This is a genomic window from Chromobacterium haemolyticum, from assembly GCF_009936155.1.
In the GTDB taxonomy this organism is placed as follows: domain Bacteria; phylum Pseudomonadota; class Gammaproteobacteria; order Burkholderiales; family Chromobacteriaceae; genus Chromobacterium; species Chromobacterium haemolyticum.
In genome coordinates, this window is sequence record NZ_AP019312.1 from 5,173,999 (window position 1) to 5,186,335 (window position 12,337).

The 12,337-nt window shown below is 65.7% G+C and carries 7 protein-coding genes; 3 read left to right on the forward strand and 4 right to left on the reverse strand.

All coding sequences use genetic code 11. The annotated features are described in order from the left end of the window. Positions 1 to 92: 92 nt before the first annotated feature. The 3 genes from GYH29_RS23995 to GYH29_RS24005 all read left to right on the forward strand — a co-directional run bounded on the left by GYH29_RS23995 (position 93) and on the right by GYH29_RS24005 (position 3,427). A complete protein-coding gene (locus GYH29_RS23995) occupies positions 93 to 1,295 on the forward strand; it encodes an MFS transporter (protein WP_043593366.1) in 1,203 nt (400 codons plus the stop codon). Positions 1,296 to 1,435: 140 nt separating this feature from the next. Further along, positions 1,436 to 2,242: a 2,5-didehydrogluconate reductase DkgB gene (gene dkgB, locus GYH29_RS24000; RefSeq protein ID WP_043593364.1), complete on the forward strand. Its 807-nt coding sequence runs from the start codon at positions 1,436 to 1,438 to the stop codon at positions 2,240 to 2,242. A gap of 69 nt (positions 2,243 to 2,311) precedes the next feature. Next, positions 2,312 to 3,427, forward strand: a complete 1,116-nt coding sequence (locus GYH29_RS24005; protein ID WP_019103802.1) for an alkene reductase — start codon at positions 2,312 to 2,314, stop codon at positions 3,425 to 3,427. A gap of 56 nt (positions 3,428 to 3,483) precedes the next feature. Here GYH29_RS24005 and GYH29_RS24010 read toward each other — a convergent pair whose 3' ends face one another. From GYH29_RS24010 to GYH29_RS24025, 4 genes are all read right to left on the reverse strand, one after another. Next, complete coding sequence (locus GYH29_RS24010) at positions 3,484 to 4,602, reverse strand: fimbrial protein (protein WP_043593359.1); 1,119 nt, start codon at positions 4,600 to 4,602, stop codon at positions 3,484 to 3,486. A 108-nt stretch (positions 4,603 to 4,710) separates the two neighbouring features. Further along, positions 4,711 to 7,773 (reverse strand): two-partner secretion domain-containing protein, encoded by a 3,063-nt coding sequence (locus tag GYH29_RS24015; RefSeq protein ID WP_161524504.1) that lies wholly within the window; start codon positions 7,771 to 7,773, stop codon positions 4,711 to 4,713. Positions 7,774 to 7,844: 71 nt separating this feature from the next. Next, positions 7,845 to 9,542: a ShlB/FhaC/HecB family hemolysin secretion/activation protein gene (locus tag GYH29_RS24020; RefSeq protein ID WP_161524505.1), complete on the reverse strand. Its 1,698-nt coding sequence runs from the start codon at positions 9,540 to 9,542 to the stop codon at positions 7,845 to 7,847. 10 nt (positions 9,543 to 9,552) lie between these two features. Further along, positions 9,553 to 12,273, reverse strand: coding sequence for a fimbria/pilus outer membrane usher protein (locus GYH29_RS24025; RefSeq protein WP_052052214.1), 2,721 nt, complete (start codon positions 12,271 to 12,273; stop codon positions 9,553 to 9,555). Between the last annotated feature and the right edge of the window lie 64 nt (positions 12,274 to 12,337).

Genomic DNA, 12,337 nt, shown 5'->3' on the forward strand with positions numbered 1-12,337 from the left:
TTAATTCAAGATAATTTCGTTTATAAGCTGGTTTTTGCGCAAAAGTAAAGCGGGCACACTGCATCCATTCCTTAAGGACCATGGATTCAAACATGCCACTTGCTCTACTCGCGCTGACCATTAGCGCCTTCGCTATCGGGACGACCGAATTCGTCATTGTCGGGCTGATCCCGTCCATTGCGTCCAATCTCCAGGTGACCCTGCCCTCCGCCGGCTTGCTGGTCAGTCTCTACGCGCTCAGCGTCGCCATCGGCGCGCCGCTGTTGACCGCGCTGACCGGCCGCATGCCGCGCAAGACGCTGTTGGCCGCGCTGATGGCGTTGTTTACCGTTGGCAATCTGGTCGCCTGGCGCTCGCCCGGCTATGAGTCGCTGATCGTCGCGCGCATTCTCACCGGCCTCGCCCACGGTGTGTTCTTCTCGGTCGGCTCCGTCATCGCCACCACGCTGGTGCCCAAGGACAAGGCCGCCAGCGCGATTGCAACCATGTTCAGCGGCATGACCGTGGCCTTTGTCGCCGGCATCCCGCTCGGCACCTTCATCGGCCAACACTTTGGCTGGCGGGCTACTTTCCTGGTCGTCGCGCTGTTCGGCCTCGTCGCCTTGGTTGGCTCCCTGATCTTCATGCCGCGCCGTCTCGCGCAGATGGAGCCGGCGCCGCTGGCGCGGCAGTTGCGCGTGCTGACCCAGCCGCGGCTGTTGTTGGTCTACGCAATGACGGCGGTGGGCTACGGCGGCTCGCTGATCGCCTTCACCTATATGGCGCCGCTGCTGGAGCAGATTGCCGGCTTCACCCCGGCTCAGATCAGCTTGGTGCTGGTTGGCTACGGCGTATCGGTCGCCTTCGGCAATGTCTGGGGCGGCAAGCTGGCGGACCGCGCCGGTCCGGTCAAGGCGTTGAAGCGGATCTTCCTGCTGCTGGCGCTGGTGTTGCTGGCCTTGACCTTCACCGTTCACTTCGCCGGGTTGGCGGTGCTGACGATGCTGGCCTGGGGCGCCGTCGCCTTCGGCAATGTGCCCGGCCTGCAAGTCTACGTCGTCAAGCAGGCGCGGCATTTCGCGCCGGAGGCCGCGGACATCGCGTCGGGCTTCAATATCGCCGCCTTTAATCTCGGCGTTGCCGGCGGTTCCTCGCTGGGCGGGCTGATTGTGGAACGCATCGGCCTGGCTCATACGCCGTGGATTGCGGCGGCTGTGACGCTGGGCGCTTTCGCGCTGACCGCTTGGAGCGGCGCGCTGGACCAGCGCGACGGCCTGCCCGCGCGCACCGCCGAAGCCGCTGAACCGGCGTATTGAGCGTTGCCCGCCGCCCGCATGACGACACCTGCTCCGCTGCTTTGCCGGCAAGCGCTTATTGCTGTTTTTCGCATGGGTCGGGATGGGCACAACCCTGCCATCGACTTAGTCGCCCACTACTTTTTTATGGAGAACGCATCATGAACACCATTCCCGCTTTTGGCCTCGGCACGTTCCGCTTGCAAGATCAGCTTGTCATCGACTCGGTTAGCAATGGCTTGGAGTTAGGCTACCGCGCCATAGACACCGCGCAGATTTACGGTAACGAGGCGGAAGTCGGCGCCGCGATCGCTGCTTCCGGCGTGCGCCGCGACGAGCTGTTTTTGACCACCAAGATCTGGGTCGACTACTACGCCAAGGACAAGCTGTTGCCCAGCCTGGAGGAGAGTCTGGCCAAACTGCGCACCGATTATGTCGACCTGACGCTGATCCACTGGCCGGCGCCGGGCAACGGCGTGTCGGTCGAGGAGTTCATGACCGCGCTGGCCGAGGCCAAGGCCAGGGGCCTGACCCGCCGGATCGGCGTGTCCAACTTCAATATCGAGCTGACCCGTCAGGCGATCGCCGTGGTGGGCAAGGAGGAGGTCGCGACCAACCAGATCGAGTTGAGCCCCTATCTGCAAAACCGCAAGCTGGTGGATTTCCTGCAGGGCCAAGGCATTCACGTCACGTCCTACATGACGCTCGCCTACGGCAAGGTGCTGGCCGATCCGGTCATCGCCGCCATCGCGCAGCGCCGCCAGGCCACGCCGGCCCAAGTGGCGCTGGCATGGGCGCTGCAACGGGGTTATTCGGTGATTCCGTCGTCCACCAAGCGAGAGAACCTGGCCAGCAACCTGCTGGCGCAGACCCTGCGCCTGAGCGACGAGGACATGGCGCGGATCGCGGCGCTGGAACGCAATGGCCGCGAAGTGAACCCTGACGGCCTGGCGCCGCAGTGGGACTGAGCGCGCCGCGTCGCATTTGAATCAATGCCGCCGCGGCCGGCAGGCAGCGACGGAAACCGGAGATACCGCATGAACCATGATCCTTTGTTTCAAACACTGCGGCTTGGCGCGCTGACTCTGCCCAACCGCATCGTGATGCCGCCGATGACGCGTTCGCGCGCCAGCCAGCCAGGCGACGAGGCCAATGAGCTGATGGCCGCATATTACGCCCAGCGCGCCGGCGCCGGCCTGATCGTGGGCGAGGGCACCCATATCGCGCCGCTGGCCAAGGGCTATGCGTGGACACCCGGCATCCATACGCCGGCGCAAGTGGCTGGATGGCGCAAGACGACCGAGGCGGTGCACGCCGCCGGCGGCCGCATTTTCGCTCAGCTTTGGCATGTTGGCCGGCTCAGCCACAGCAGCTTGCTTGGCGGCGAGCAGCCGGTGTCGTCGTCGGCGATTCAGGCCGTCGGGGTCAAGGTGTTCATCGCCGGCGAAGACGGCCGCACGCCGGGCTTCGTCCAGGCCTCGGCGCCGCGCGCCTTGAGCGTGGCCGAGATTGGCGAGGTGGTGGAGCAATATCGCGCCGCCGCCCGCAACGCGATGGCGGCGGGTTTTGACGGCGTGGAACTGCACGGCGCCAACGGCTATCTGGTGAATCAGTTCATCGATTCGAACGCCAATACCCGCACCGACGAATACGGCGGCTCGTTGCCGAAGCGCCTGCGTTTTCTCGGTGAAGTCGCTCGGGCCTTGATAGACGGCAGCGGCGACGCGTCGCGCGTCGGCGTACGCCTGGCGCCGCTGACCACCTTGAACGGCTGCGTCGACGACGATCCGGAAACTACCTACTTAGCCGCGGCCAAGCTGCTGGGCGAGTTGGGCGTCGGCTATCTGCATATCGCGGAAGCGGACTGGGACGACGCGCCGCTGATGCCGCTGGCTTTCAAGCAAGAGCTGCGCGCGGCTTTTCCCGGCGTGCTGATCTACGCGGGCAAGTACACCGCGGAGCGGGCGCGCGAGGCGATTGCCGCCGGCTGGGCCGATCTGATCGCCTTCGGCCGGCCCTTCGTCGCCAACCCGGATCTGCCTGAGCGCTTGCGCACCGGCGCGCCGTTGGCGACGCATGACCGCGCAACCTTGTTTGGCGGCGGCGCGCATGGGCTGACAGACTACCCGGCGCTGGCCGAGTCGTTGGCTTGAGCCCGCCGTCCGCGAGGACGGCGCTGACTGGCTGTTCCGTGCTCCATGGGGCGGGCTCAGGGGTAGGTGATGATGAAGACGGCCTTGGCATTGGCGTGGCCGGCGGTGACATTGCCGGTGCGCACATAGTGGGCGAACAGCGGCATGCTGACCATTCCGTCCAGGGGTGAATCCATGTCGAAGCTGGGCGTGCCGGCATCGTTTTCCGGCCCAAACGTGATGATGTCGCTTTCCGCGCCGGCCAGACGCCGGCTCAGTTGCAGCCCCAGGCCTTGGGCCGCGGCGACGCCTCCTTCGGGGTTGGCGTTGATGCTGAGTAGCCGGCTGATATTGCCGGGCTGGTTGGCGTCGCTGAATTGAATCTTGGGCCGGGCTTGCGCCGCGCATTTGCTGAGCTGCAGCGAGAATTGCTGGGGCGCTTGGGTGGATGGCTGGCCCAAGGCGGGGAAGTCCGCCGGGGTGTACTGGCCCATTGGGACGGTGATGTTGGCGGTCTGCAGTTCGCAGGTGTTGGCTACGGACACGTTGATGTCCAACAGCTCGCCAAAAGAGGCCTGCTGGTGACAGTCTCTTGTTACATTGCCGTTGCGGGTGGCGTCAATGTAGAAGGAGGCGCCGGCGCCGGGCACGTTCCCCACGGTGCCGCCGGGCGTGGGACCGGTCAAGATCAGTTCCTGATACAGCTGCAAGATTAGGGTGTCGGATGCTCCGCCATTCGTGCGTTCGGCGGGCTTCGAGGTCAACACGCGTTCTATAGTGGGGTCGTACGGCAGAGAGGGCTCCCCGTTCCCTGCCTGGTAGCTCCAGCGCAAACCGATGCCGGCGATATTGGTGGGAATGGTTTCATGTGGCCCAAGCTGGCCGCCGTTGCCGTGGGTCCAGGCGCCGTGGATGCGCACGATGTCCGGGCCGCCAACCTGACCTTGATATTCGCCGCGCACGGCAATGCCGCGCTTGACCAGCACGGTGCCGGGCTTGGTGTTGGCGGTAATGGTGATGGTGTTGCTGCTCAGGTCAACCCAGGGGCCGGGCTTGGTGTTGGCGAGAGTGCAGTTGCGCGCCGCCGCCGCCGCGTGGGCTGTGACGCCATGGCTAAGCAAAAGGGCGGTCAGGCAGGCCGCGCATGCGCGCCGGATAAGCCGCGCTTGTGGAGTGGAGCGGATTGCGTGGGCCATTTTTCCTTCCTTGGGAACCGATGACGGTCCGCGCCGCTCCAGCGGAGGCGGCGCGAACCGGATTACAGCCTGGTCAGGCCGCCGGATAGACCGACGGCCGGGCGGGGCTTAGAAGTAGTAGTAAGACGAGATGGTGCCCTGGTTGACGCCGTACAGCGGCACCAGCAGCGCATTGCCCATCACTTCATTGGCGCGCATCAGGCCGTAGTTCCAACCCACCAGGCCGCCATAGGTCTGGCGCCAGCCATTGACGAAGTTGACCTTGCTGCTGGCGGTGGAGTAGTCGACGGTGCCGCCGTCTTCGTTCATGCCCACCAGGCCGCCCAGGATGCTTTCCACGCCGCCGCTGACCGCGGCGCTGGCCACGGAGCTCTGGATTTCGCTCTGATTGAGCCCTACCAGGCCGCCGACGATGCTGCGGTATTCCCCGCGCACATTGCCGGTGGCTTGGGCGGTGGTGATGCGGCCGGCGTTTTCGCTATTGCTGTTGACGCCCACCAGGCCGCCGACGCGGCTGGTGTTGCCGCCGGAAACGTCGCCGGAAGCGTCCACGGATTCCAGGTTGCCGCCGTTATAGCCCACCAGGCCGCCTACTTGGCTATTGGTCCAGCCGCTGACTTTGCCGCTGGCGCGCGCATAGCTGACATTGCCGCTGTTGTTGCTGCCTATCAGGCCGCCCACGCGGCTGTTATGGCCGCCGGTCACCGCGCCGTGCGCTGCCGCCGTATGGATATTGCCGCCGTTGTTGGTGCCGATCAGGCCGCCCAGGCTGGCGCCGGAGGTATCGTACACCGCGCCGGTGGCGCTGACTTTTTTCAATTCTCCGCGCTGGTTGAGGCCCACCAGGCCGCCAATGGCGGAGCTGCCCACGCCGGTGATCTTGCCGCTGGCGCTGGACTCTTCGATCTGGCCGCCTTCGTTGTGGCCCACCAGGCCGCCGATGCGGCTGTCGTAGGTGGCGTATACGCTGTTGCTGGCTTGGGAGCCGCTAATCAGGCCGCCTTTGGCGTAGCCCACCAGGCCGCCGACATTGACACCGGCACGGGCGTCGATAGCCCCGGCGGCGCTGGAGCCGGTGATTGTGCCGCCGTTGTTGAGGCCCACCAGGCCGCCCACGCCGCCGCTGCCGATTTCATTGCGCGGCATGTAGTAGGCGTACACGCGGGCATCGGTGCGGGAGGCATGGATGATGCCGCGGTTTTCACCCACCAGGCCGCCCAGCACTTGGGTGTAGCCGTTGCCGTAGACACTGCCGGTATAGGCGGAGTGGGACACGTTGCCGGTATTGGCGCCGATCAGGCCGCCGACGATGTTCATCGGGCTGCCGTAAGCGTTGACGGTGGCGTTGCTGGTGGCGTTGTGGACGGTGCCGGTGTTGCGACCCACCAGGCTGCCGATTTCGACGCGGCCGGTGTAGTTGGCGTAGCCGGTTACGGAGCTGTTGATCAGGTTGACGTTGCCGATGACGCCGGCGTTGTTGGCGAACAAGCCCAGCGCCGGGCCGGCGTTCTGGATGTTCAGGCGGGTGATGTTGTTGCCCAGGCCGTCGAACACGCCGGAGAACGCCGCGCCGCCGTTGCCGCCTATGGAGTTGAACACGCGCCCGTAGCCGTCGATGGCGTTGCCCAGCACATAGAGGCCGTTCAGATTGGTGTTGACGGCTTGTAGTTGGGCCACGTCCTGGATCACGGTGTAACGCTTGCCGTTGGATTCGAAGCCGGCGCCCTTGCCGGACAGGGTGACGCGCTTGCCGGCGGCGACCACGCGGCCTTGGCCGGTGGTGTCTTCGTGGTTGAGCGCCAGCGAGGCGCCGGCTCCGCTCAGGCTGAGGTTGGCGTTGAGCATGACCTGCTTTTGGGCGGTCAACTCCGCCGCGGCGCCTGCGCCGCTGGCGTTGAGATCGGCATTCAGGTTGACGTTTTGCCGGTCTGCGCGCAGCGTCAGTTTGTTGCCGCTGGACCAATTGATCTTGCCGTTGGCGTTGAGGTCGCCCTGAGTGCTGACCAGCTCGATATTGGTGTTGGCCAGGTTGCGCGAGACGGTGTCGCTGTAGAGGCCGCTGGACACCGGAGTAGAGGCGGAGGGGCTGAGGTCCAGTTGCTCGGCGCTGACTTTCCATGTGCCGGTGCGGCCGTTGCTGGCCGCGGTGGTCACGTTGGTGGCCAGCGCAACGGTCACGGCCTTGCCTTTGACTTCGATCTGGCCGCCGTCGCCCAGGAAGCTGCCTTGAGCGCTGGCGTTAAGCGTGCCGGCCACGTTGACGCGCTGATTGTCGCCGGCGTCCAGCACGATCTTGCCGGCGCGGTTTTGCAGGGTGCGGGCTTCGATCACGCCGGTGTTGTTGACGACGTCGCGCAGAAGGTTGTTGCTGGCGCGGGCGGTCATCAGCACCTCTCCGCCGTCGGCGCGCAACAGGTTGCCGTTGCGCACTTCGGCGTTGATCGCCGCTTCATCCACTTGCAGGTTCACGAGGCCGGAGCCGTCGAAGTTCAAGGTGAAGGCCTTGCCGCCGGCCAGGGCCACTTTGCCCAGGTTGGCCTGGATCACGCCGGTATTGCTGACGCGCGCCCCTAGCAGCGCCACGGCGCCGCCATTTTGGGCTATGAGGGTGCCCTGGTTGGAGACTTCCGCCGCGGAGTTGCCTTCAAAACGGTAGTTGCCGGCCATGAAGCGTTCAACAGAGAGGTCCTGAGTGGAGGCGACCAGGCCGCCCACGTTGACTTGCGCGGTTTTGCCGAACAGCACGCCGTTGGGGTTGACCAGGAACACGCGGCCGTTGGCGTTTAACTGCCCCATGATGTTGCTGCCGTCCACGCCCACCACGCGGTTGAGGGCGATGGAGGCGCTGTTGGGCTGGTTGAAGGTGACTTTATGGCCGTTGCCGATATTGAAGCTGTTCCAGTCGATCGCCAGTTTGTCGCTGGATTGATTGATGGACATTTGCTTGCCGTTGTCGAACACCAGGATGTTGCCGTTGCCGGCCTTGATGTTGCCGCCGTCCGGCAAGTTGGCCGCCTGGACGTGAGCGGTCAGCAGCAGGGCCAGGGCCGGCAGACTGCGCGCCAGCAGGCGGCTGCCGCTGCCCGGTTTGCCGCGAGCGCGGCTGAGTTCGCTGCCAACGCTCCAGCACTGGCGCAGGGAATTCCAAATCAGAGCGTAATTCTTATTCATGACAACTCCATCTTGTTGATAAGCGAAATGCAGGCTCCCGTGTGAGGGAGGCGGTATCCAGCGCGGCGACGTCACAGTTGCCAGGTCGCCTGCGCCCAGATAGCGGGGTTGCGCGTGTTCTGGCCGCCGTCGTTGCCGACGCGCCAGGCCGCGCTCACATTCAGTCTCAGGCTGTCGCGCAGCCAGTTCAGGCCCAGCCCCGCCGCGGCGCGGCTCAGGACGGGGTTGCTACCGCCCCAATCGCGCTTGTTGGCGCGGGTTAGGCCATAGTCGTAAAACAAGCTGGTTTCCACGCCGGGCCAGGCGGCGTAGCGCAGCTCCAGGTTGCCTATCCAGCCTTGGTCGCCGCTGGCGTCGCCAGCCGGATAAGCGCGCACCGCGTACGGGCCGCCCAAGCTGATTTTTTCCGAGGAATCCAGGTTGCGGTCCGTCCACTGGCCGTTGAATTGGGCGTAGAGGCTGAAGCGTTGGCTGAGCCGTTGCAGGCGGACGGCGCTGAGGCTGAGCTTGCCGAAATGACCTTGGGTATCGGCGGTCCGCCGGTCGGCCCTCCGCGCTATCGGGTCGTCGATGCCGAGCTGGCCGTAACCGTAGGCCAGCGAAGCCTGGCTGATGCCGCCGCCGCCCCAGCCGTCCTGACCGTTGGCGCTGAGCATGGCGGTCCATAGGCGCACGCGTTTGACGCCGCGGCTGTCAATCACGTCGATATCGTCTTTGAGCCGCTTGTCGTCATACATCAGTTGGGCGTAGACGCTGGCGTTCCGGCCGCGCCACAGCGGCTGGGAGAGAAATCCGCTTTGGATGCGGGCGTTGCCGTGGGCTTCCAGATCGGTGAAGTCCCGTCCCAGCCGGTATTCCATATTGGAGTAAGCGGCGCCCACCCGCGTCAGCCAGGGGCCGACCGGCAGTTGATAGGACAGGCGCTGGTATTGCTGGCGGCCGTCGCTGCCCATTGCCCGCAGGCTGAGCTGATCGCCTAGCGCCAGAGGGTTGTTGAAGTTGAGGTTGCCGCCTAGCCGGTATTCGCCGGTGTATTTGCTGCCGTAGTTGTCGAGTTCGACACCGCCGCTCAACCGGTCTCCAGGCAGGGCCTGCACCAGCAGATCGGAGCTGCCGGCCTGGCTGCCGGGCCGCAGAGTGGAGCGCACTTTGACGCCGGGCAGGTCGTTCAAGCGCAACAGGGCGCTGTCCAGCGTGTCGCGCTCCACCAGCTGGCCCGCCAAAGGGCGCAGCGGCGCCTGCAACACCTCGTTGCGCACGGCGGAGGCGTTGTCCAGCGTCACCTGGTCGTAACGGCCTTCCTGGATGTCGATGCGCACCCAGCCGTCTTCGATGTCCTGAGGCGGCAGATAGGCTTGGGCCAGCAGATAGCCATGTTGCTGATAGAAGCGCGTGATGCCGTTGGCCGCTGCGTGTAGTTCGGCCAGGCTGAGTTCCTGACCGGCCAAGGCTTGCAGTTGCCGGGCCAGCGTGTCTTGAGCGAATACGCTGTTGCCGCTGAAGCGGAAACCGGTCACCAGCAGGCGCGGGCCGGCGTCCTCGGCGGCTGGGGATTCGGCGGCCGGCGGCGTCAGCTCCAGCTGCGGCGCCGGGGTAGGCAGCAACTGCGGCCGCGCCGACTCAATGTCTCGCAAGGACTGGCCGGCGTCCGGCCGTTGCGCCAGGCCGGGCGCGCTCCAAACCAGGGCCAGGCCGGCCGCAAACAGCAGGCTATGGGCGCGGCGGTTCAAGATGGGCGCGCGGGACGGGAGGTGGGATCGGTTCTTCATTGGTTTATCGTTATGGCGAAGGCTGAGGTGTGGGCGCCGCCGCCTGCGCCTGCGGCAGGCAGGGGGCGACGAGCATGTCGTAGCGTTGTTGGCGACCGGCGCGTTTTTCCGGCAATTGATAGTCGATGCGGCATTGCTGCTCCGGCGCGCCGCCCCATTCGACGATGAGCCAGCCGTTGGGCTCCAAGCCTTTGGCGAAGAGACGGCCGCCTTGTCCGACCACGCCGACGTTGTCGCCCCGGACGTTGCGCGCGGCGGCGCCGAAGGGCAGCGGCTTGTCGTCCGGCATCCGGCTGTCGATCAGGGTGGCGCGCGCCACTTCGGTGGCGTAGGACAGCATCACCACGGAACCCGCGCGCGGGGCCAGGCCTTTGCCGGCGGACTGTTTCAGCTCCACGTCCAGCGGCATGCCCTTGGGATTCACTTCTATGGTGTTGAGGTGATAAGGCGTCAGGCTGGGCACCACGGCGTAGCCGCGGGCGTCCACCCGGGCCCGGGTGGCTCCGACCAAGGCGCCTTCCGCGTCCGGCACTCGCACCACGGCCAGGGTTTCCCCCAGTGTCTGCGCCAGGGTCACGCCGCCGGGGTGCGCCACCAGGGCGCCGGCGGCGCTGGCGGAATACTGGTTGTAGCCTCGGCCCGCGCTGACGCTGGCGTTCAACTGCGTGTAAGGCAGCTGATACCCCAGGCCGGCGCTGCCGCCTCCGCCGCCGCGTTCGGAATGGCTGGCGGAGACGGAGTAACTGCCGCGGTTGTCGTCGCCCAGCGTGCCGGCCAGGCTGGTGGTGGTTTGCAAGCCGCTTTCGGAGTCATGGGAAAGGAATCCGCTGAGCGTGGGCAAACGCCGGCTGTCGCCCAGGGGAAGGCTCAAATTGAGCGCATAGGTGGTCCGGCTGCGTTCCTGGGTGGTCGGGCCTTGAGCCAGATTGCGCGAACGTTGGGCGGAGAGGGTGTAGCTGACGGAGCCCACGCTGCCGCCGTAACCCACCGAGAAGTTGACCTCCTTGCTGTCGCTGCCCCAAAACTGTTGCATGGAGCCATTGGCGTACAAGGAGCCGCCGCCCAGTTGCTGGCTGATGTTGACGTCGAAGCGGTGACGCTGGCGCACGATCGCGTCCAGCGTCCGCCGGCGCTGGTATTGATCTTCCGCGACGATGCGCTCGATCAGGCTCAGATAGCCGGAGGTGGAGTAGCGATAGGCCAGCAGAGAGAAGTTGGTGCCGGTGCGGCTCAGCTTCTTGCTGTACGACAACCGCAGGCTGTTGCCCTGGATGCGGCGGTCGCCGGACAAGCGGCTTTCGGCTCGGGTCAGGTCAGCGGCGAAAGCGCCGACGCTGGTATTGGCCGCCACGCCAAACAGCCCCGAGGCGTACCCCTGGGAGGCCACCGCGCCGGCGTAAGCCGTCCACATGCCGTCCAGGCCGCGTTGGTAAATGGCTTGGGCGAACAGCGGGTCGTCTGTCAGGCCTGGCTGTTTGACCTGGCCGGCGATCAGGCTGTAACGCTGGACTCCGCCGCGCAAGAGCTGCGGCGTCGCCGCATAAGGCACCACGCTGGTGTATTCCTGGCCGTCGGCCTCGGTGACTTTGACTAGCAGGTCGCCGCCTTCGCCGCTGGCCTGCAGGTCGCTGATGGTGAAGGCGCCGGGCGCCACGGTGGTTTCATAGATCAGATAGCCGCGCTGGCTTACGCTGACTTTGGCGTTGGTCCGGGCCGTGCCGTGAATCGCCGGCGCGTAATTGCGCTGGGTGTCCGGCATCATGCGTTCGTCGCTGCTGAGCTGGACGCCGCGGAAGGACAGGCTGTCGAACAGCTCGCCGTTGCTGGCGGTTTCGCCCAGCACCAGCTGCGAACGCCAAGCCGGCACATCGGTTTGCAGATAGACCGAGCCGCTTTGATAGCGGGCGGCGCGCCCTGTCCCCCAAGACAAGGCACCGTTGTGACGCAGCCGCCACGCGCCCAGGTTCAGGCCGCCGTTGAGGCCCAGGTAGCCGCTGTTGGAGCGCTTGCCCAGGCTTTCGCTGCTGTACAGGTTGGCGTTGTAGTTGAGCAGGCCGGCGGTGACGCCGCTTTCCCATTTTTCCGGACCAACATAGGTGCTGGCGGAGGCGAAATGCACGAAGATGGCCGGCACTTGCAAGGACAGTTTTTGCTCGGCCATGTCGGCATTGACGCTGGCGCCTGGAACGTACTGCCCCAGATCGCCGCAGAACAAGGCATCCGGCATGGGGTTGAGCTCGTCTGACCCGCTTTGGCCTCGCGCGGCCTTGTCCATATCGATGCCCAGCCGCTCCAACTGCTCCCTGCGGAAGCAGGGGCGCGCCCCCGTCCCGGATGTCGTTTCAGCGAAGTCGATGTCTTCCATGCCCTGCCAGCGGCCATTGACGCTGATTTCCAGACGGTAGGTCCCCGGCGGGGTTTTTCCTTCCTGTTCAAAACGGCTGAGGTCCAGCGGCGGCCCGCCCGCCCCGGTAAACAGATAGGCGGAGTCGAACACCAGGCCTCGCGCATTGCCCGAGGCGGGGGTTGCGGGCGGCCGGATAGCGGTCAGCGCGGCGCCGTGGGCTTCCGCGGAGTCGGGCAAATCGGCCGTACCCGTATTGCCGGACGCGCCAACGGCGGGCGCCGCGCCGGCCAGCACGCCGCCAAACACACCCACTGCCCACCAAGCCAGAGGCTTGGTTTTGGGCGCACGCGCCCGGGCTTTGTCGCTTACGCTCAAGCCGATCATGAATTGCCTCGTATTGCGCTGTGCCGCCGCGGCAGGGGCAAGCCCTTGTCGGCGGTTGGGGATG

Bases quoted from the DNA above. Each gene is read 5' to 3' on its own strand.
- GYH29_RS23995 (WP_043593366.1), top strand. From the start codon at position 93: ATGCCACTTGCTCTACTCGCGCTGACCATTAGCGCCTTCGCTATCGGG.
- dkgB (WP_043593364.1), top strand. From the start codon at position 1,436: ATGAACACCATTCCCGCTTTTGGCCTCGGCACGTTCCGCTTGCAAGAT.
- GYH29_RS24005 (WP_019103802.1), top strand. From the start codon at position 2,312: ATGAACCATGATCCTTTGTTTCAAACACTGCGGCTTGGCGCGCTGACT.
- GYH29_RS24010 (WP_043593359.1), bottom strand. From the start codon at position 4,602: ATGGCCCACGCAATCCGCTCCACTCCACAAGCGCGGCTTATCCGGCGC.
- GYH29_RS24015 (WP_161524504.1), bottom strand. From the start codon at position 7,773: ATGAATAAGAATTACGCTCTGATTTGGAATTCCCTGCGCCAGTGCTGG.
- GYH29_RS24020 (WP_161524505.1), bottom strand. From the start codon at position 9,542: ATGAAGAACCGATCCCACCTCCCGTCCCGCGCGCCCATCTTGAACCGC.
- GYH29_RS24025 (WP_052052214.1), bottom strand. From the start codon at position 12,273: ATGATCGGCTTGAGCGTAAGCGACAAAGCCCGGGCGCGTGCGCCCAAA.